Raw genomic sequence first — 22378 nt, forward strand, 5'->3', positions numbered from 1 at the left:
AGAGAAAATAGCCAGATTCTTCAGAAGCGCTCGCCATGTCCCAAAGGGCATAGCGAGTCAACTTATCAAATACCCTGGAATTTATTTCAACTCGAATTCCGCCACACCGGGATCCGCAACCGGTGCAACCTCCAGACTTGGATACGGGAAAGCTTTAGGCACGCCACCCGCACTCAAATGTGTATAAGGAACCACTGGATTGTTTTCGTTGAAAGGAACTGCTCCTCTGAAACCGCGAGGATCTTTTGTGGTAGCAAAAATTCCGGAGCGGCCGAAGGTCAGATTGGAATTTGCATTCGCTGCAGCAGCCACAGTCGGGCTACCCAGATCTTGCGCAAAAGCGATCAGTGCACGCGCTTTAATCGCCCAATCAGGATCCCATGGTTTTTCGATTTTCCCCAGAACCACACCTTCCGCCCAATAGGGATAGGTGCCGGCTGCTACGTTAGCGATGGTCGGTGCATAGCCATCGATTTTGATATAACGCCAACCTTGACCGCCGGTACCTTCAACCGTTGCTCCTGCGTTGCGGTCACCGGACTGGAATGCGATTCCCCAGCGTTTGGCAAAACCGGCGCCATCCGACACATTATTCCATCCGGTGCTGTTTGTGCCATTCTGCCAGTCTTTCAGCAAATCATCGGTCGGCCTTGCACCGCCTGGAGCCTTAACAATCGGCAAAGTCGATTCTTCTTCAAATTCTCCATCGGGGGTGACCGGTGCGGGTGGATTCGATCCCTTGACAAAAGGATAATTGAGCAACTTGGCATGACCTACGGCCCCAATTGCCGCACCTCTGTTACGACGGCTGATGGCAACCGGCGTTAATTGACCACCCGTTACCGACTCTTTGGTTGGCGCATCGACACCCGCATCGGAAAGAATCTCTGAATCGGTCAAGCTTCTGACTTGATTACCATTGAGCTTATCCACAATCTTCACGTGATCCCACGCCGATATTTTTCCTGCAAATAACGAAGCCAGGAAAGTACGGTTCAGCGATGGCAAGCTTTTATCGTCATAACGGCCGACGACCGTGTCGCTCGGTAATTCTCCGGATCGGATTTGCGCAGCCTGTAACACACGATACAGATCTTCGGTGACACTAATGCCGTACACCAAACCGCCGGTTGATAGTGCTGCAAAGGTATCGGGGAAACGATCGATATTGGTCGGCCAATCAGCTTCAAACTGACCAGAAATCAATTCTTTAACTTGTTCAGGATAATTCTCGGTACCCGGTTTTAACAAAATATCGGGGTCGACGCCAAGAAAACCAGCATCCGAAGGTACCTTGGCTAGGTAGGTGCTGGCATTGGCGCCGGTGATGGTTGCAACCCAACGTTTGGCTCCGTCCGCTGTCCAGGCGGTTTGCGGCAAGCCCTGGATATTCAAGTGCTCAATAGGAATACCCCGTCCATCATTGGCCACCAGAGGAATAACCCCGTAACCGGCAGCACCGTAGGATCGCTTCTCAAAGAGAATTTTCCGCCCTGCCAGACCCTCACCCAACGTAGATTTGCCAACAAAGTAATAAGCGCGCCAACGGCCTCCGATAGAACCGGTTGAAGTTTTATCACTAAACCAGTCATCGGTTCCCGGCTCAACCAGGGAGCTTACGACCGCCAAATCAATTGCTCTGTCCTGTGCAGCGCCACCGGACGTGTAGATTACGATATCAGGCGGACCGTCATTCCATGGCGTCAGCGCATGCGCCATATTCGACCCAGCGAGCAGAGACAACGCTGCCGCAAGACTTTTTAGTTTGTTTATTTTCATGGTGTAATCCTTACTGTAACAATAAGAGGAGAATAAGGGCTTCAAGCTCAGCGGCTTTATAACCAGCCCCGCAGAGCATTAATGCGCATTGCAAATACCCTATTCATAGTGATACTTGACTCTCGTGATCAATCCAATCCGATCACTTGCGCGCATTATAAGATTGAGATCTTATATAAGAGAAATAATATATAAATATATTCTTATATTCTTTTAGAATATAAGTAAGATCTTTTTACGATACAAAGCTTAAGGAGCTGCAGCCAAGAAGCACGAACCACATCAGTCAATACATTCATTGCACGCTTCCTGACAGCATTTGCGAGAATAGAAACAGAAAACTAGAAAAGGCGCGCTTTATCGATGCCAAAGCGCAGTCCGCATGTCCGTGATGGAAAATTGCAAGTTAAAACAATAAATGCGAACATTGCCGCCACAGACTCTCAAGACAAGAATATCCGCACCACTTGAGAGCCGGATCTGTAATGTACGGTAAGAATTTTTAGCGAGAAACATTGGAAAACACACTCATTCCCTACCAAGCTATTAGAAAAATCCCTGGTAATTGCGCACTTGTATTTGCCCCTCATCCCGATGATGAAGTATTCGGTTGCGGTGGAGCCATTATGCGGCACCTTGAACAAGGCATTCCTGTTCACGTCATCGTAGTATCCGATGGCGCCTATGGCGCAAGCGAAGAAACAAAAGCTGAATACATTCTGCAGCGTCAACAAGAAAGTGTGGCTGCGGCCGGCATCCTTGGCTATGGCACACCCGTTTTCTGGCAATACCAGGATCGGCAAGTCTGTTATGGTGAGAAACTGATTGAGGAAATTTTAACCGCCATTCGTGAAACTGGCGCTGATCTGGTTTATGTCCCATCGGTTTTTGAAATGCACCCGGACCATCGCGCGCTGAGCATGGCAGCCGTTGAAGCTGTCAGACGTATTGGCGCTACGGTCAACATTGCGTTGTACGAAGTGGGCATTCCATTGCCCCCCAATCGGTTACTCGATATCAGCGATTTGGCTGCACGCAAGGCAGCCGCGATGGCCTGCTTTATTTCACAAAATACAAAGCAGCGTTACGATCAGCATATTGCATCATTGAATCACTACCGCACCTATACGCTGCCAGCCGATGTCACAGCAGCGGAAGCCTACATTCTCCTTTCTGCGGAAGCGTTAGCGAACGATCCACTCAAACTCTACCAATCCGAACATACCCGCCAAAAATCACTTGGACTTCCGCTGGATAGCGGCGATCTGCCATTGGTCAGTGTCATTATCCGCAGCATGGATCGGCCCACGTTATCCGATGCACTGGACTCCGTGGCTTTGCAGACTTATCAGCATATCGAAGTGGTGGTGGTAGACGCAAAGGGAGGAGACCATCGGAAACTAGGCGAATGGTGCGGACGCTTTCCACTCAGAACCATTGAAAATGGTGAACCATTGGATCGAAGCCGGGCAGCCAACATTGGGCTGCACGCGGCAAAAGGAAACTATCTGATTTTCCTTGATGACGATGATTTATTTTATCCGGAACACATCACCCATCTTGTGACTGCGCTAAAAAATCACCCCAGCGCTCGATGCGTATACTCTGGGGTCCGTGTTGAACACTACGTGGATCATCAACTTCAGGAAGTCACTGCATTTAACGAACCTTACGATCAGCGCCGACTTTTGGGCAGAAACTTCATCCCGATTCATGCCATGCTGTTTGAACAATCTTTAGTCACGCAAGATCATTGCGGTTTTGATGAAAACCTACAGGTTTTTGAAGATTGGGATTTCTGGATCCAAGTCGCACAGCACAGCGAAATATTGCATATCGACAACATTACCGCTATTTACCACAATTATGGACACTCCGGCTTAGGGCTCCAGCAAGATAAGGCTTTTCTAAAGGAATCGAGAAGCAAAGTTTACGATAAATGGAAAATGCTGCTAACCGGCAAGCAACTGGAAGATTTAATTGAATACCGTGAAGATCTGATATCCAGCTTTCGCAGCCAATTAGCGCATAGTGAACATTTGGGATCCAATCTTCGCAATCAATTAGCGGAGAGTGAACATTTGGCATCCAGTCTTCGCAATCAGTTGACTGAGAGTGAACATTTGATACCCAGTCTTCGCAACCAATTAGCGAACAGTGAACATTTGCTTGCTTCGCTACACAATCAACTGACACAAAATACACTTGCAAGTACTCAGCGCGAGCGATCGCTGCAAAAAACAATTCATGACATATTTCACTCAACTTCATGGAAAATCACAGCCCCTTTGCGGTTCCTTGTTCGAATAATCCGCGGACAGCATCACGCCGCGTGGGATGGGGTGCGCCGTAGAATTTTCCCTTTACTCAAAGCCATCTACTGGCAATTTCCGGTGCGATGGCGCAAACAGGCATTGAATATCGCCTATCGCGTCGCCGGTCCACTGTTTTCCGGGATGGGGCACTATGAGACATGGCGCGCAAGCAAGGCCGGTGATTCGACTCCAGGGACTGTAGATTCCTATGGTTCTCTGGCAGGAATGGTGGATCTTTCCACGATTGCTCCGCTAGCAACACCACCAGCCGGACGTATTGCGATCCACGCGCATATTTTTTATGCGGATCTCGCAACAGAATTTGCAAACTATCTGAGTAATATGCCTTTTCCATATGACTTGTTTATCTCAACACCCGATGAGGCAGCAAGCCAAGCATGCAAGCATGCTTTTTCTCATTTACCGCATCTAGGGCAATTAATCATCTCTATCGTGCCCAACCGCGGACGTGATATTGCACCTATACTCTGTACTTTTGGCACAACATTACAAGAGTATGATTATATAGCGCATATTCATAGTAAAAAATCGCTATATACCAATGGCGCGGCCGATGGTTGGCGCGAATATTTGTTGACCCATTTATTGGGCAGTCCATTACAAATCCAGAAAATCTTTTCACTGTTAAGTGGTGACAAAAATATCGGCTTTATTTATCCGCATAATTCAACCGTTCTACCTTATTGGGCAAATACCTGGCTCTCCAATAAAACCAACGGATATATTCTGTGTAAGAAACTGGGCATCACCGATTTTCCAATGGGCTATTTTGACTTCCCGGCCGGATCGATGTTCTGGGCGCAATCCAAAGCATTACAACCCTTATTCAACGCTCATCTTAGTATCGAAGATTTTCCAGAAGAAACGGGACAAACCGATGCAACACTGGCACACTGCATTGAACGATTATTCGTCTTGGTTACCCGGAAATCCGGCCATAATGCCGTTATCCTCTGGGATAAGCAATCCAATCACTGGTCTCGCTGGCGCATTGACCAATACCTGTCGCACAAACCGGAAGACGTCCATACTCAACTCAGAAACCCCGCCATACGCCTGGTGGTATTCGATATATTCGATACACTGATCACGCGCCCGCTGCTGGATCCTGAGAGTATCAAGCGAATCATCGCCCGGCGTATCGGTGGCCAAGCAGGTCAGCTTTATCTTGAATTCCGCGCCACGGCAGAAAACGAAGCACGCCGGATCGCAGGACACGACGTTGGTTTGGATGCCATTTTCAAACAATTCGCGGCCATGTCCGGCCTATCAGCCGATATTGCCGAAGAAATCTGCGAGCTTGAGAAATCCATCGAGCTGGCCATCGTGTCACCCCGCCCCGAAACAATTGCCTTATTTAAACTTGCGATCAATCTCGGTAAACACGTCGTTCTTGCCAGCGACATGTATCTACCCCGGTCCGTCATTGAAACCATGCTGACACGTTGTGGAATCGAGGGATGGCACAAATTTTACTTATCTTCCGACAATCGGTTGAGAAAAGATACCGGTGATTTTTATCGCCAACTCCTGGCCGATGAAAATGTATCACCCCATGAAATCCTGGTCATCGGTGATAACGAACATTCTGATGTGCAAATCCCAGTCGATATGGGATTTAGAACCATGCATATTATGCGCCCTGTCGAACTTGCCCGGGCAACGCCGCGTTTTGAACCGGTTATCGAACGAGCGCTCAACCGGGATGCCCGGAATGACCTGAATAAGCAGCTTACGCTCGGCATCATCACACAAGGCAACTTCCACCCCTTGTTCTATCCCCGCTTCGATCCAGCCGATTTTGTTCCCGCTTCACCTTGGGCGATTGGATTCACTATCGCTGGGCCCCTAGTACTCTCTTTTGTGCAATGGTTAGTTAAAAAAGCTGCAAGCGATGGCATGAAACGTTTATATTTTCTCGCACGAGAAGGTCAAATACTCAAAATCGTTTACGATTTGTGGGTATCCGGTAAAACTGATGCAGTTGCATCTGAATATCTGGTGCTCTCACGGCGCGCAATCACTGTCCCGATGATTTCAAATCTGGATGATATTTTCAAAATTGCATGTACTCACTATGCGCCCAACCCAATGCCGGATTTTATTTTTGAACGGTATGGATTAAACCTGTCGGACGAAGAATGTGAAGAATTGGCACGTCGCAAAATATGGTCAACGAAAAAAATGGTTGCGGTTGAAGAAGAAAATATCGATCATCTAAAACCGCTTTTGCAAGCACTAGAAGAGCGGATCCTGAAGCAGGCTGAACAAGAACGCCCCGGATTAATGGCCTATTTAGATAATCTTGGATTAAACAAAGATTCGACTGTTGCCATTGTCGATATTGGTTACGCAGCGACAACACAAAAACGCCTCAATCAACTTCTGGGGCAAAAAATACATGGTTATTATTTAATGACGCTAGACTCTGCAGAGCAGGTTGCTTTGAAACATCAGGTCATTGCACAGGGTTACTATTGTCATTATGCTAAACCGACTGCGACCGAACCAATCATATATAGAAAAAGCTTTACACTTGAAAAATTTTTAAGTGCCGACGACGCGCAAATAGTGTGCTACAGAACAACCAATTCAACTGATATAACACCTGAATTCCGCGAGCAATCGAATGAAGAACGTCAAACGGCTGTGGCACGCGCGGAAATCCGGCGAGGCATGCTGGATTTTGTTAACCAATCAATTAATCTAAGAGATAACTTATTAACTGATTTTGAAGTACCCGGAGAAATTGCAGAGGATCTTTTCTTGCAGTTTATTAAAAACCCTTCCGGATCCGAAACTGATTTGCTGCGCACATTAGTATTAGATGATTATTATTACGGCCACGGTCTGGTACGTTAAGGAAGCGCTGATTAATTGACTACACGAGCGAATTGCTTCGTTGCGCGGCACTCACTCCCTCGCCTATCAGATTGATAGGTCTCGGTTGTTGCGTTCCGTGCGCCTCGCCTTTCATCACGTTCGTTGAATTAATCAGCGCTTCCTTAACAAACGATCACCGCATACTATAAAATGCCCTTTAATTGCTGCCCCACAAAATATCAATAAGAAACCGTTGCATTTCAATGGGTTTCCGAAATACGTTAAAACCAACAAAAGCAAGCCTACAAATGACCAAACTATTTAAATACGTTCCAGCCGCATTAAACATTCTAAAAACACAAGGATTTCGTGCGTTACTCACACGAATCCACAGAAAGTGCTTTTCTGCCCCTCAGAAAGCCCAGCCACATAAAAATGATTATTCAATTGCAACCCGCTATCACACACTGAGTTTTCCAGAGACTCCTAATCCCGATATTTCTATTGTCATCCCGGTTCACAACAAATATTTGTACACTTTCACCTGCTTGAAATCGATTCATGAAAACAGTGGAGAAAGTGTCTATGAAGTGATTGTCGTGGATGATGCATCAACCGATGACACTTCCAAGATGCTCAGTACCATCAAAGGAATTACAATCATCCACAACATAGAAAACAAGGGATTCATCTATTCTTGCAATGCCGGAGTGAATGTCGCGAAAGGACGTTTTATCGTACTGTTAAACAACGATACGATCGTCACTCGTGACTGGTTGAATGCGTTAACAAAAACATTCTCAGATTTTCCAGATGCCGGATTGGTGGGAGTCAAACTGGTTTATCCTGATGGCAAGCTGCAAGAAGCCGGGGGTATCGTGTGGCAGGATGCTTCAGCCTGGAATTATGGGCGCACTGATGATCCGGAAAAGCCGGAATATTCTTATTGTAGAGCCGTTGATTATTGTTCGGGAGCTTGCTTAATGATTAAACGGCAAGATCTTGTCGATCTCGGACTATTGGATGACTACTATACCCCCGCTTATTATGAAGACACCGATCTCGCTTTTCGTGTCAGGAAGACTGGAAAGAAAGTGTACTATCAGTCCGCCGTTACGGTCATTCATTTTGAAGGCGTGTCTTCTGGAACAGATGTTACACAAGGCACCAAACGATATCAGACGGTTAATCATGAAAAGTTTTATCGACGCTGGCACGAAACACTGCAATCTCACCGGCCCAACGGAGACATGCCCCATCTTGAGAAGGAACGCGACGTCCGTAAGCGTGTGCTTGTCCTCGATGACCTGGTTCTAATGCCCGATAATGATTCCGGCTCATTACGCATGTTTAATTTGCTGCAAATTTTCAAAAAATTAGGATACAAAGTCAGTTTTATCGCAAAAACGCTGGCATACCATCCGGTTTATACACGAAGAATGCAGTCTCTCGGTATCGAATGCTTTTATTTGCCTTATCTGGAATCGATTCATTCGCATTTGATAGCACATGGGCATCTATACGATGTTGTATTACTTAGCCGGGTCAATGTCGCTGAGCAATTTATAGATACCGCAAAAAAATACTGCACGAATGCAATGATACTGTTCGATACGGTGGATCTACATTTTTTGCGTGAACAGCGGCAAGCTTTGATCAATCAGGATAAACAGCAATTGGCTGCAGCCGAAAGGCTAAAATTGCAGGAATTGAGCACTGCACGTAAAGCGGATAAAACTTTATTAGTCAGCCCGGTAGAAATTGAATTATTTAAACAAGAAGCCCCCGATGTGCCGGTAGCACTATTATCGAATATTCATCAAAACCAGGAAACGGTTTACGGATATCAAGAAAGAAAAGATATTCTGTTTATCGGCGGCTTTGAACACCGGCCTAATGTTGATGCAATGGAATTTTTTATTAACGAAATTTTCCCGATCCTCCATTCATTAAAAACGGATTTAAAACTTTTGATAATTGGCTCCAATATTCCCCCAAAAATTGCTGCTCATGCTTCCTCGCATATCATTATTAAAGGCTTTGTATCAGACATAAAACCAATTTTTGATCGCATCAGACTATCTATCGCCCCCATTCGCTATGGCGCTGGCGTTAAAGGCAAAATCAACACCAGCATGACTTACGGTGTGCCGGTAGTTGCCACCACAATCGCAGCCGAAGGAATGAATCTCACGCACGGCAAAGACATCCTGGTTGCAGACACTCCGGAAGACTTCGCCAGGCAAATTGTCCGCGCCTACGATGATGAACAATTATGGACAATTTTATCCAATTCAGGAAAAGTTAATATCGAGGAGCATTTCTCATTTGCTGTTGCCGAACGCCAACTGCGTAATATTTTGCAAGATGGCCAGAATTCCAAAAATACGGTCAATCAAGCAATCAATGCGTGAGTAAATCATACTTAATCATGAAACCTGATCATGAACTGCCAAACGAATGACTCGCGCACAGCCCCCTTTGAACCCTTTTATTTCTGTTATCGTTGTCAACTACAATTCCGGAGAGATGCTGCCCAAAGCTTTGTCGGCATTAGCAGAGCAAACATACTCAAATTTTGAGGTCATCGTAATAGATAACCACAGCGTGGATAATTCTTGGCAGGCGGCCGAGAAAACAAACTTCCCATGCCACCTTGTTCGCCTAAACGAAAATACCGGTTTCGCAGCTGCAAATAACCTCGCCGTCGCGGATTATATTCAAAGTGAATGGATTTTTTTTCTGAACCCTGATGCTTATCCTGAGCCGGAATGCCTGGAAGAAATTGTAAAAAACATTCATCGGATTCCGGACGTCGATTGCTTTGCCTGTGCACTGATTGACGCAAATAATCCATCGCACTTGGATGGGCTGGGCGACAGTTACCACCTATCCGGACTACATTGGCGCACCGCCCATGGATACCCTCGCGATATCACTCCCAAACAGCCGGTAGAGATTTTTTCAGCATGTGCAGCCGCAGCGATATACCGCACCGAAACATATCGCCGCTTAGGCGGCTTCGATGAAACTTATTTTGCTTACTCTGAAGATGTCGATCTTGGTTTTCGTCTGCGGCTCAACGGTGGTAAAAGCCTGTTACTACCCAGTGCGAAAGTGCATCACGTCGGTTCAGGCATCACAGGAAGTTCGAGCAACTTCTCGGTTTATCATGGGCATCGTAACTTAACCTGGACATTTATCAAGAATATGCCCAGTCCGCTAATTTTTATTCTCTTGCCGATCCATCTCGCCATGATTCTTTACGTGGGATTTTTTTATGCTGCTTCTGGCCGTCTTAGGCTTTATTCGCAAGCCAAAATCGATGCCTTTAAGCATATCGGATCACTATTGGAACAAAGAAAAAAAATTCAGAGCAAGCGAATCTGTTCTTGTTTAAGCTTACTGCAAGTGATGGCTTGGTTGCCACGCAGGGCTTTTATTAAAGCACCTGCCAAACCAGAGAATACAACCCATTGACACTGTGAGATAATTACCGATAATACTGAGCAGCAGTTATTTCACCTCATAGTGACCTTATTTAAAAATAGACAATGCACGCTCCACAACAAATCTGTCACGACATAGAAGAACGACGATGCATACAACCCATATCTGTAATAATTGTCAACTATAACGCCGGCCGAATATTAACCCAGTGTGTTCAGGCAGCTATGCAACAAGCGCAGCAAGTCTTAGTCATTGACAACGCCTCATCTGATTCCAGCCTGTCAGAACTTGAATCCAGTTTTTTCGCAGACAATCACCTCCAAATAGTTCGCCTGAATAGTAATACTGGCTTCGCCACCGGTTGCAATATTGGACTTGCTGCATCAACGCAGCCTTATATTCTTTTCTTAAATCCGGATTGCATCCTGCAAGAAAATTCACTGCAGCGTATGATGCAAGCCATGGAATCGGATCCTCGCATCGGCATGATTGGCGGCTATCTCGTTAACCCGGATGGTTCCGAACAAGGTGGCGGGCGGCGCGCTATCCCTACGCCATGGCGAGCTTTGGTACGCGCCTTCGGTTTGCATCATCTGGGAAAATACTCGCCACGGTTGTTTTTTGATTTTCATCTGGATAAACAACCTTTACCCCAAACCCCAATCGAAGTTGAAGCAATATCCGGCGCGCTGATGCTGGTAAAGCGCCAGGCCATCGACGATGTCGGCTCTTGGGATGAACAGTATTTCCTGCATTGCGAGGACTTGGATTGGTGCATGCGATTCAAACAAAAGAACTGGAAAATTGTTTTTGTGCCGGATGCTCCGGTTGTTCATTTCCAGGGAACCTGCAGCCGCGCCCGGCCATACTTTGTTTCTTGGCATAAACATAAAGGCATGCTACGTTTCTACCGGAAATTTTTCCGTCGGCAATATCCGGGCATTTTGATGGGGTTGATCACTATCGCGGTGTGGCTGCGCTTTAGCGCCACAGTGCTAGTTTATGCAGCGCAAAATGGTTACCGGACGCTCAAATTCAAATATGAATGAGCAACGCATCGGATTGCTGGGTGCAACGAGCCTTGCAGGAGAATGTTTAATCAGGAAACTGATTGAGTATGGCTGGCATGTCACCGCATTCTCTCGCCATTCCATCACAAACAAAACATTGCATCCGCAAATCACGTGGAAACAATTTGCTACAATGGATAGCACAAAGGTTTGCAATGAAGGCCGCAAAATTCGCGCTTGGTTATGTGTGGCCCCAATTTGGGCGTTATCCGAGCATTTTGATCTTTTATCGGCCTATGGCGCTCGACGGATCGTCGCATTATCCTCCACCAGCCGTTTCACCAAAAATACTTCATCCGATCCCAACGAAAGGAAGATTGCACAACAATTAATTAAAAGCGAAGAGTTACTGCAAACATGGGCCGCCGCACATGAGGTAGAATGCGTCATTTTGCGTCCGACACTGATTTACGGATACGGACGTGACAAAAATATTACTGAAATTGCGAAATTTATCCGCCGGTTTGGGTTCTTTCCCTTATTCGGATCAGCAAGCGGTTTGCGGCAGCCTATCCACGTGGAAGATGTAGCCGCTGCGTGTTATGCCGCACTGAGCAGGGAAAATTTGACCAACCGGACTTATAACCTCAGCGGCGAGGAAACTTTGACCTATCGCGCAATGGTTGAACGTATATTTACGGCGATGAACCGTTCTCCACGCATGCTGATAGTGCCGCTGTGGCTTTTTGAGATCGGAACATGGGGACTACGATGGCTGCCGAAATACCGCAATTGGACCACGGCGATGGCGGAAAGAATGAATCAGGATTTGAAATTTGACTGGTCCGAAGCCAAACGGGATTTAGATTTTTCCCCACGGTCATTCAAACTGACGGCAGAAGATTTACCAGGTCAACACTAACAATCGACAACTATAATCAATTCAATGGATCACGTATTCACTGATGAATTATTCAACTCCATGGCATTTATATTCAAATGAAGTTCAAATTTAAAGCGCCTCAGAATGAAATCGCGCAAGTACTGACCAGCTTTAAAAGAACCTTTAGAAACATTGGTGTTTTTAGCGCGGTCATCAACATACTGATGCTCATGCCGGCCATTTATATGCTGCAACTCTATGACAGCGTATTGACCAGCCGCAATGAAATGACTTTATTGATGCTGACACTGATCATGCTAGGCGCCTATATTTTCATGGGCGCGTTGGAATTCGTCCGCAGCTTTGTATTGATTCGTGTCGGTGCGCAACTCGATATGAAATTGAATAAACGCGTTTATACCGCTGCCTTTGAGGAAAGTCTCAAAAAAGGCGATAGCAATGCCGGGCAAGCTTTAAAAGACTTGACCAATTTACGGCAATTCCTGACCGGCAATGCTTTGTTCGCTTTTTTTGACGCACCATGGTTTCCGATTTATTTGTTCGTGATCTTCATGTTTCATCCCATTCTGGGGGTTTTCGCTTTATGCGGCACAACCCTATTGATTGCATTAGCGTACATCAATGAGAAAATCTCGCATAAACCTCTAGCAGAAGCCAATTCGATGTCGATTGCGTCCAGCAATATCGCCTCCAACAATTTGCGCAATGCCGAAGTCATCGAAGCGATGGGCATGCTGCCCAATCTCCAAGCACGCTGGTATAAGCTGCATCGCCGTTTTCTCAATCTGCAAGCCGAAGCCAGTGAGAAATCCGGTATCGTCACCGCACTGTCAAAATCTTGTACCGTCGCACTACAGTCGCTGATGCTAGGATTAGGCGCCTTATTAGTGCTGGATAACAGCATCACCCCGGGTATGATGATCGCCGGTTCAATCCTGTTGGGCAGAGCTATTGCACCTGTACAATTACTCATCAGTGTGTGGAAGCAGATTGGCGGCACCCGCAGCGCTTATGAGCGTCTGACGCGGTTGCTTGAACAGAATCCGGAACGAACGGCTGGCATGGCCCTGCCCAAACCGCTCGGCGTGATTGCGGTGGAAAATGTCACGGCAGCTCCGCCCGGCAGTAAATTTCCGGTCATCAAGGGATTAAATTTTTCCCTCGCTGCTGGTGATGTGCTCGGTATTATCGGTCCGAGCGGATCGGGAAAATCAACTCTGGCGCGCTTATTGGTCGGCGTGTGGCCGGCAGCGGCAGGGAAAGTCAGATTGGATGGTGCCGATGTTTATCTGTGGAACAAGGATGAATTAGGTCCGCATATCGGTTATCTACCGCAAGATATCGAACTCTTCGCTGGCACGGTTTCGGAAAATATCGCCCGTTTTGGCGAAATCAATGCGGAAAAAGTTATTCTAGCAGCCAGACGTGCCGGGGTTCATGACATGATTTTGAATATGCCGGAAGGTTACGACACACATCTGGGTGACGGCGGCGCCGGTCTTTCCGGCGGACAAAAACAACGCATTGGTTTGGCGCGCGCCATGTATGATGATCCATCCTTGATCGTTCTCGATGAACCCAATTCGAACCTGGACGATGTGGGAGAACAGGCACTTCTGACCGCCATCACCGATCTGCGCAAACGCGGCAAAACCATTGTCTTGATCACACACCGCACCAGTATCCTCAGTGTAACCACGAAATTGCTATTATTGCAGGACGGCACAGCAAAAATATTCGGGCCGACCAATCAAGTGGTGGAGGCGCTCGCAAAGCAACAGCAAGCGCATCAGGCACAGCTGGCACAAAAGAAAGCCGAGCAGCAAGCTGCGCAAAACCCAGCACCCCCAACCGTTCATGCGGCCGACTCTCAAACCGGGTGATTTTTACCGCGCCTTTCAATCTTACCTTGAGAACATACTGATTACCGGACAGGAAGAATAATGAAGCTTGCAGCTGAAGAAAAGAAGAACGTTATTGAAAATGTTCCCGCCGATTTATCCCATCAGGTTGATACTGATGAGACGCTCCATACCAAATTGGGCTGGTGGATCGTTCTGGCAGGCTTTGGCGGATTTATTCTGTGGGCCACTTTTGCACCGCTGGATAAAGGCGTGCCAGTTCCTGGCACGGTAACTGTCGCCAGTCATCTGCAAGCAGTCCAGCATCAAATCGGTGGCATTATCGACAGCATTCTGGTGAAGGAAGGCGATCATGTCGCAGTCGGCCAAGTGTTAGTTCGGATGAATGATGTTCAGCTCAAAGCACAAGCTGAAATCACCCGCAGTCAGCTGTATACCGCGCGCGCAGTGGAAGCGCGTCTATTGGCGGAACGCGATGGCATCAAGGAAATCACTTTTCCGCAGGACTTGCTCACACTCCAGCATGATCCGCGTATCGCCAATAACATCATCACTCAGAACCAATTATTCACATCGCGCCAGTTAGCCTTGCATCATGAAATCGCGGCACTGGAAGAAAATATTGCAGGCTCAAAAATGCAATTGCGCGGATTGGAAGCATCGCGGAGCAGTAAAAATGCGCAATTGAAGTTCCTGGAAGAACAGCTTGTCAATCTGCGCGACTTGTCACAGGATGGTTTCGTTCCTCGCAATCGCGTATTGGAACTCGAACGCACATATACCCAGTTGACCGGGGAGATTTCTGCGGAAACCGGCAATATCGGCCGCATTCAGCGCCAAATAGCCGAACTGGAACAACGGCGCATTCATCGCCAGCAGGAATACCAGAAAGAAGTGCGGCAACAGCTATCCGATATCAAACGGGAAATTGATTCTTTAAGCAGCCGCTTGAGCGGACAGGATTTTGAACTGGCCAATGTGGAAGTTAAAGCACCCGTCGATGGCATAGTAGTGGGAATGAACGTATTTACCGAAGGCGGTGTGATCAGCCCGGGATTTAAGTTGATGGATATCGTTCCGAGCGATGATATGCTGATCATTACCGGGCAAGTGCCGGTTCATCTGATTGACCGGGTACACGTGGATCTTCCAGTCGATCTTATTTTTTCCGCGCTGAATCAAAAGAAAACCCCTAACATACCGGGCACCGTCACTCAGGTATCAGCGGATCGTCTTATGGATGAGCGCAGCGGGCTTCCGTTTTATAATATCAAGGCCAAGGTTACACCGGAAGGCATGAAAAAGCTGACCGACCAACAAATACGCGCCGGCATGCCGGTAGAAATATTCATTAAAACCGGTGAACGCTCGTTGATGAGCTATCTATTCAAACCGATCCTGGATCGCGTTCATTCGGCCTTGAGTGAAGAATAACGGTAATGATAGATATCCGTAAAATTTTAATTTTAGCCGGGTTTATCTTGAGCCCGATCAATCTTGGTCATGCAATGAGCCTTTTAGATGCTTATGAAGCTGCATTACAGCATGACCCGACTTATCGTTCCGCTTATCATGAAAATGAGGCCGGACAACAAGCCGAGGCCATCAGTCTAGCTAGCTTGCTGCCCAACCTTTCAATCACACATACACAAAACAAAAGCTCAGGAACCATTACGGGTAAAACACAAACCGGCCAGAGTGTTTCTGACGTTGTTACTTTTGATAGCCAGATAAGCTCATTGACTTTGCGTCAACCTTTGATCAATTTGGAAGCGGTAGCCAGTTATCGCATCGGAAAAGCACAAGCCGATTCCAGCCGGGCAAAATTTACCGGGCGCAGTCAGCAGCTCATTGTTAGGTTAGTAGAGGCTTATGTGGAAACATTGCTGGCACAAGATCATGTCAAGCTTGCAGAAGCACAGCTGGTTTCCCTTGAGGAACTCAAGCGCGTCAATGAGCGCATGTTAATCAAGGGTGAGGGAACAACGACCGATGTTTTGGAAACGCAATCGAAACACGCCATTGCACAAGCACGTGTTATTGAAGCCAATGATGAGCTGGAAGGAGCTCAACTTAAACTTGAAGCCATTATAGGACAAAAAATAAACCAGTTAGATCGATTGTCCGATGCGTTTAATACGCGCGCCATTCAGTTGCAAGATTATGACAATTGGTATGCTTTGGCGCTGGAACGCAATGCTGAGCTGGTGACACAACGCCATGCGGTAACATCCGGTAAAGAGGAAATCAGAAAGAGTTTTGCCGGACATACCCCGCGCGTCGATTTAGTCGCCAGTTTATCCAAGAACAATAGAGGATCATTTATCACACGCAATCAAGATGCCGAGCTTGGCACAATCGGTGTTGAAGTTAATTTCCCTCTATATGCCGGTGGCCGTGTAAACGCCCTTACGGCTCAGGCTAAAGCGAATCACGCACGCGCGGAAGCCGATCTCGACGCGGTAACCGACAAAGTACTGGTCGAATTGAAAAAACAATACAATCTGTTAAAAAGCGGCATCAAAAAGATTGAATCATTGGAGCTGGCAGTTAAATCGGCTGAACTGCTCGTCGATGCAACAGAAAAAAGCATCCGTGGCGGTATCCGTATCAATTTAAATCTTTTGGATGCGCAACAACAACTGTATACCGCACAACGCGATCTTTCACGGGCACGGTTTGATTATCTGCTGGCTTATCTGCGCTTGCAGTTAGCAGCAGGCACGCTGGTACTGGATGATTTAAGAAATATCGCCAGCTATTTCAAAACCAGCTTGCGCTAGAAAGCGCATTTTCTGTGATCGTCCTGCTGGCAATCAGATCATGACATTCTTTTCCACTTGCTCCGCTCTCGACTTAAAACGCAGCCGCCAATTTCAGCAGATAGCATTCGTATCCGATCAATGTGCTATACCCAGCAAGGATTGCGTATTTGAGATGCCTGACACGCAGGCACTCAATCAACCGGACATTATGATGAATAACCAATAAAATGAGCGCCATCGCGGTAAGCGCCAGTTTTACAGCAACAAACTTTTCCGTACTTTCTTCGATCAGCACCGCCATGAACCAGTTAATCTCTTCCCCGCCCTTGTTAAGGATGTTGAGCGTCAGGTAGGCATCCAACGCGCTCAGTAATAAAATAGCAATGACACTAAACAGCACATTTCCCGTGTAACGATCGACGTACACCGGTTTCCCTTTCTCCGACACTCTGCGCTCTCCGATCCGCCTGCCCATTCTGATCCCCACATGGTAAGCGCAGAAAAACGGCATATCCTGACGGCGATCCTGTTTTCTATTATTTGAAACCGCAATTGCATCAATCATAAAAAAGCTCCTACAGATACTTGTGCTCACTCGCATAATAGCAAAAACTGCGGATAATAATATCAGCGTAGCATCTCTTTATTTCTAGTACAGATGTACTAGAAAAAGAGGAGGTGATACCTATGTACTCAGAGGATCTGCTGTTTTAAATTGCAGAAGTAAAAACTGAACGAATCAATAAAACAAAACGATACAATTTTTTATACACGATGGAGATTGTGAAATGAACAAGAAAATATTGGCTAATATCACCACACTGGTGATTCTCGGTGCGGCAAGCAGCGCATATGCCGCCCTCACTCCGGACAGTTACAACATGCTGAACGGCAATACCGGCAGTTATAACTATTGGGATGAAACCTACAGCGGGGCGGGTTGTGTAACATGTGATAACGCTGCACTGTCTGGCGGCCGTGGCGATCTGACCGATGGAATCATTGCCACCGACAACTGGTTTGTCACTGAAGCACCTGCTGGCAATGGCCCCTATGTCGGCTGGACTCTGGATCCGACCATTACCTTTCACTGGAATGCGCCTGTCAATATCAGTTCAGTCACTTTTCATTTTGATGACTCAAATGGCTCCGGTGGCGTCAGCGCGCCAGCAAGCGTGGATGTGAACGGAATCAATTTCCTCATTTCGGATCCTGCCGGTTCTGCGCCATTCGCATTTGTGGCAAATGGCTTATCGTTCACGGGTAACGATCTCGCCGTGACAATCCATAGAAGTAATGCATGGGTTTTCCTGAGCGAAGTCGAGTTTAATGTCACACCGGTTCCAGAACCCGAAACTTATGCGATGTTACTGGCCGGTTTAGGTTTAGTTGGTTTTGCCATTCGCCGTAGAAAAGCAGTGGCTGTTTAATTCCGCTTCATTTTGGATTGAAAACGGGAGCCGAGGCTCCCGTTTTTATTGGATATGGATAAATCAACCAAAACAAAGCCGATCATCTAACCGGCTCAACAGTTTTGGCATGTTGCAAACGGTAACCATAACCGTAGATTGTCAGAATATCCCATTCACTTCGCGTGGCGAGATTGAGCTTATTCCGGATCCGGCTGATGTGCGTGTCCACGGTACGGGTATCGATTTCCGCCGACAATCCCCATATTTTTTCCAACAGGTGAATTCTCGACAGTAGTTTATTCATATTCTGAAACAGATAGCAGGCCAGCACGAATTCTTTCTGAGTAAGTCCGGCATTTTTGCCGTCGACACAGATTGCCTGATTTTCTGAATCAATTTTGTAGGGGCCGAATTGCAGCATTGCGGGCGGCTTTTCGCGGCTGCGGCGCGCTAGCGTCTCTATTCTGGCAAGTAACTCAAAATGCCGGGAAGATTTCACGAAATAATCATCAGCGCCCATATGTAAAACATTAACAACATCTGATTCACTGTTACGCGAAGTCACGCAAATGATCGGAATATGCCAATCCATATTTCCCCGGATCCATTTAAGCGCTTCCCCGGCAGTACCATCCGGCAATATCCAATCGATCACGAGCAGATCAAATCTTTTATCCCGGAGTGCATCGAGAAAGGATGCAATGGTTCCAAAAAATTCACATTGGTAGCGATCGGGCGAAAGCAGTAGCTCATAGATAGCTACTTGAGTGGGTTCGTCTTCAAGTATTCCTAAACGCATAGACTGATGAATTTACACAAGATTGATTTATTGGATATCCGGTTTCTTTCAACCCGGGTGGCGCACACCCTTCCATACGCAGCAACCGGCTGGATTGGTAATCGGGAATTCAAGGCATTTCTTGAATCGAGTATGAAGGGCAAAATGCACTCAATTACAAAAGTTGCCGAGCTATCTGGGTCCGCTGCGGATATCATGTCCGGTACCGGCCGCGCCACGTTCAGTTTCCTTTCATCAGTCATGGCATGCCCCTTCTAAGCATGAACAGACAGGCAGCAGTAGCATTTTTACGAGCGCAAGATTCGAGCAAAAAACGAAATGATTGCAATCCAAAGCATATCAACGGGAATATTTTCAATCTGCGTTATTGCTTCTTTTTAAACTATCGAATCAATCCACTAGAGCCACGTTTAGTTTTTAATTCTTGAGTTATCACTCCAGAATTATCAATAAATGCTTGAACTTTGTCAGGAAACGTGTATCTTAGGAGAGTCTTTTGGATTCAAGTTGTGAAATGTGATGCTTATGGTTGAGCTTTTTCCTTGATATTCGATGGCCACTACGGGTCACTGTAGAAGAAGTAAATTCATTAATAATTAAGGAAATAAACATGGCAACAGGTATAGTTAAATGGTTCAATGACGCTAAAGGTTTTGGCTTTATTACCCCAGATAACGGTGGAGAAGATTTATTTGCACACTTCTCTGCAATCAACAGTAACGGTTTCAAATCACTGCGTGAAGCACAACGCGTTACCTTCGATGTAACGACAGGCCCTAAAGGCAAGCAAGCATCGAATATCGTGCCGCAGTAAGTCGAGCGTAAAGCTTAAACAAAAAACCCCGGTAATCCGGGGTTTTTTGTTTGGTGAGATCAGATATTCATGAGTACCATTACTTCTACTTATTTCTTTTAATTGCTATTTCGCTTGCGCCTGAATTCAAAATGCAGAAGGCATAGAGCCTAACAAATAGACAAACCTATCTATCTATCTATCCAATTATTGTCTAAATATGGAAGACCAAATTCCCATCTGATCTTTGCAACATTCGTATCGAATTTCCGTGCAAATTCCCGCAGGATCGGCTTATATACATCTGGAAAAAGGAACCAACGATAATGGCTCGCAAACAACTATTAATTGAAGCATAGACCGGATGCTCATCCTGGCCAATATAGATCCAACGCCATTCTGACTCAGCCTCCCAGTCAGTCGTTTTCGTAAAAAATAAAATTTTCTGATATTTGAGAATATGGGAAAGAATGTCACCAGATGCATTTTCACTCATAGAGTCACTATCAAAATCAGTTGCGTCAAATATAGCTAAGGGGCGATCATCGTAGATAACTTCATCAGAGAGAAGTATTCCGTCAGGTGACATTATCTGTTTAATGGAGCATTCCAATCGCTGACGATCGAAGGCTAAGCAAATACCCTCATGAGATTGACCGTAATGAGCCCACATATATGGTCGTCCAAAACCTTTATGCAAAAAATCTTTTTCAGGTAAACCAATGTCGTCATAAGAAGATTTCTTGCGATCCATTGATGTCGATAGGATAAAAGAATATGAATGCAACGTTCTTGCAAACAGATCATGTCGTTCGAAGAATTCCTGCGGAGTAAGTTCTCTAACACCACCAGCTGTAAACATCCACGGAGATGTTTCACGAGGATCATTTGTTTTAGCAATCGAATTCAGACGAATCGTTGCCGATGGAAGTATGTGCTCGAGAGCTATGTTTTGACTAGTGTAGTGACATACTAACTCATTATCCCACCATCTCATTATCAAAATCTTTTTCTATAATATGTAATCATATTAAGTAAGTAGTAAATTAAAGCAACCAGAAACTATTTTCTCAGATAATTTAGCTGTTGAAAAATTATCTAAAACTAGCAACCTTAAAATCGTTAAGATCATCATCAGATTTTCTGGAAAATCCCATTACAGATACGGTAGCATAGCGGCTTTTCAATCATCATGAGGAATGGCCATGCCCGTCAATATTCCGCCGTTAATGCCTGAACAATTGCTGCCCGTTGCGGGCGTCGCGCTCGGCATTGCCGAGGCCGGGATCAAAAAGGCCAACCGCAAGGATTTGCTGGTGATGGTGCTGGACGAAGGCACGCAAGCGGCCGGGGTGTTTACGCAGAACCGTTTTTGCGCTGCACCGGTGACCGTGGCGAAGCAGCATCTGGCGCACGCCGCCATCCGTGCCTTGGTGGTCAACACCGGCAATGCCAACGCCGGAACCGGTGAGGCAGGCATTCAGCATGCCCTGGCAACCTGCACCGAAGCGGGCCGGTTGTTGGGTTGCGCCACGCAGCAGGTGCTGCCGTTCTCGACCGGGGTGATCATGGAGCCGTTACCGGTCGACAAGATCATCCAGGGATTGCCCGCCGCGGTGGCGAATTGCAAGGCGGATAACTGGTTCAACGCCGCGCACGCGATCATGACCACGGACATCGTGCCGAAAGCAGCATCGCGGCAGGTGCAGATCGGCGGCAAAACGGTCACGGTGACCGGCATCGCCAAGGGCTCCGGCATGATCCGCCCGAACATGGCGACGATGCTGGGGTATGTCGCGACCGATGCGGTCATCAGCCAGCCTTTGCTGCAAGAGATGACGCGCTATGCGGCGGATCATTCGTTCAACCGCATCACGGTGGACGGCGACACCTCGACCAACGACGCGTTCATCTTGCTGGCGACGGGCAAAGCCGGGCACGCTGAAATCACCCGGCAAGACAGCAGTGAATTCGCGCAATTGCAGCAAGCCGTGACCGCCGTTGCCGCCGAGCTGGCGAAAATGATCGTGCGCGACGGCGAAGGTGCAACCAAATTCATCACGGTGCAGATCGAAGCGGGCAAGGATGCCGATGAATGCGCCAAGGTAGCTTACGCGATTGCACATTCGCCGCTAGTCAAAACCGCTTTTTTCGCGTCCGACCCGAATTTGGGGCGGATTCTCGCGGCCATCGGTTATGCCGGAATCGATGATTTAAATGTCGATGGCATTCAACTGTATCTCGACGATGTGCTGGTGGCGGAAAAAGGCGGACGGGCTGCCGATTATCGCGAAGCGGACGGGCAGCGCGTGATGAATCAGGCTGAAATCACCATCCGCGTGGTGTTAAACCGCGGCACGGCTGCTACTACCGTGTGGACTTGCGATTTTTCGTACGATTACGTCAAGATCAATGCCAGTTACCGTAGTTAATCGAAAGGCAAAC

At 46.9% G+C, this 22378-nt stretch carries 16 protein-coding genes; 12 read left to right on the plus strand and 4 right to left on the minus strand.

From position 1 onward, the window contains the following. Positions 1 to 81: 81 nt before the first annotated feature. Positions 82 to 1779: a hypothetical protein gene (locus tag DU481_RS02375; RefSeq protein ID WP_350132101.1), complete on the minus strand. Its 1698-nt coding sequence runs from the start codon at positions 1777 to 1779 to the stop codon at positions 82 to 84. Between the two features lie 515 nt (positions 1780 to 2294). Here DU481_RS02375 and DU481_RS02380 point away from each other — a divergent pair. The 8 genes from DU481_RS02380 (at position 2295) to DU481_RS02415 (ending at position 16947) form a co-directional block, all read left to right on the plus strand. Then, complete coding sequence (locus DU481_RS02380; protein WP_350132104.1) at positions 2295 to 6977, plus strand: rhamnan synthesis F family protein; 4683 nt, start codon at positions 2295 to 2297, stop codon at positions 6975 to 6977. 269 nt (positions 6978 to 7246) lie between these two features. Beyond that, entirely contained in the window at positions 7247 to 9352 is a 2106-nt protein-coding gene (locus tag DU481_RS02385) for a glycosyltransferase (protein WP_350132106.1), read from the plus strand. A 46-nt stretch (positions 9353 to 9398) separates the two neighbouring features. Next, entirely contained in the window at positions 9399 to 10418 is a 1020-nt protein-coding gene (locus DU481_RS02390) for a glycosyltransferase family 2 protein (protein ID WP_350132109.1), read from the plus strand. Between the two features lie 74 nt (positions 10419 to 10492). Further along, positions 10493 to 11437: a glycosyltransferase family 2 protein gene (locus DU481_RS02395; protein WP_350132111.1), complete on the plus strand. Its 945-nt coding sequence runs from the start codon at positions 10493 to 10495 to the stop codon at positions 11435 to 11437. Next, positions 11430 to 12320: an NAD-dependent epimerase/dehydratase family protein gene (locus DU481_RS02400; RefSeq protein WP_350132114.1), complete on the plus strand. Its 891-nt coding sequence runs from the start codon at positions 11430 to 11432 to the stop codon at positions 12318 to 12320. Before DU481_RS02395 ends, DU481_RS02400 begins: the two co-directional genes overlap by 8 nt. Positions 12321 to 12397: 77 nt before the next feature. Further along, positions 12398 to 14185, plus strand: a complete 1788-nt coding sequence (locus DU481_RS02405; protein ID WP_350132117.1) for a type I secretion system permease/ATPase — start codon at positions 12398 to 12400, stop codon at positions 14183 to 14185. Between the two features lie 60 nt (positions 14186 to 14245). After that, complete coding sequence (locus DU481_RS02410) at positions 14246 to 15598, plus strand: HlyD family type I secretion periplasmic adaptor subunit (RefSeq protein ID WP_350132119.1); 1353 nt, start codon at positions 14246 to 14248, stop codon at positions 15596 to 15598. A gap of 74 nt (positions 15599 to 15672) precedes the next feature. Then, the gene (locus DU481_RS02415) at positions 15673 to 16947 is read left to right on the plus strand and encodes a TolC family outer membrane protein (RefSeq protein WP_350132122.1); all 1275 of its coding nucleotides are present in this window, start codon (positions 15673 to 15675) and stop codon (positions 16945 to 16947) included. 73 nt (positions 16948 to 17020) lie between these two features. On the opposite strand, the gene DU481_RS02420 is transcribed toward DU481_RS02415, so the two are convergent. Beyond that, positions 17021 to 17494 carry a DUF5658 family protein gene (locus tag DU481_RS02420; protein ID WP_350132125.1) on the minus strand — a complete coding sequence of 158 codons (474 nt, stop codon included), beginning with the start codon at positions 17492 to 17494 and terminating at the stop codon, positions 17021 to 17023. 223 nt (positions 17495 to 17717) lie between these two features. Here DU481_RS02420 and DU481_RS02425 point away from each other — a divergent pair, with 223 nt between their 5' ends. Further along, a complete protein-coding gene (locus DU481_RS02425) occupies positions 17718 to 18359 on the plus strand; it encodes an FxDxF family PEP-CTERM protein (RefSeq protein WP_350132128.1) in 642 nt (213 codons plus the stop codon). A gap of 82 nt (positions 18360 to 18441) precedes the next feature. Here the strand turns inward: DU481_RS02425 and DU481_RS02430 are convergent, their stop codons facing one another. Then, on the minus strand, positions 18442 to 19140 hold the full coding sequence (locus tag DU481_RS02430) for a response regulator transcription factor (protein WP_350132130.1): 699 nt from the start codon (positions 19138 to 19140) through the stop codon (positions 18442 to 18444). A gap of 6 nt (positions 19141 to 19146) precedes the next feature. Here DU481_RS02430 and DU481_RS02435 point away from each other — a divergent pair, with 6 nt between their 5' ends. After that, the gene (locus tag DU481_RS02435; RefSeq protein WP_350132133.1) at positions 19147 to 19398 is read left to right on the plus strand and encodes a hypothetical protein; all 252 of its coding nucleotides are present in this window, start codon (positions 19147 to 19149) and stop codon (positions 19396 to 19398) included. Between the two features lie 352 nt (positions 19399 to 19750). After that, positions 19751 to 19954, plus strand: coding sequence for a cold-shock protein (locus DU481_RS02440; protein ID WP_107802181.1), 204 nt, complete (start codon positions 19751 to 19753; stop codon positions 19952 to 19954). A gap of 193 nt (positions 19955 to 20147) precedes the next feature. Here the strand turns inward: DU481_RS02440 and DU481_RS02445 are convergent, their stop codons facing one another. Further along, entirely contained in the window at positions 20148 to 20930 is a 783-nt protein-coding gene (locus DU481_RS02445; protein ID WP_350132136.1) for a DUF2971 domain-containing protein, read from the minus strand. A gap of 208 nt (positions 20931 to 21138) precedes the next feature. Between DU481_RS02445 and argJ the strand changes: the two genes are divergently transcribed. Next, the gene (gene argJ / locus DU481_RS02450; protein WP_350132139.1) at positions 21139 to 22365 is read left to right on the plus strand and encodes a bifunctional glutamate N-acetyltransferase/amino-acid acetyltransferase ArgJ; all 1227 of its coding nucleotides are present in this window, start codon (positions 21139 to 21141) and stop codon (positions 22363 to 22365) included. The last annotated feature ends 13 nt before the right edge of the window (positions 22366 to 22378 follow it).

It is taken from the genome of Nitrosomonas sp. (assembly GCF_040240425.1).
Lineage (GTDB): Bacteria > Pseudomonadota > Gammaproteobacteria > Burkholderiales > Nitrosomonadaceae > Nitrosomonas.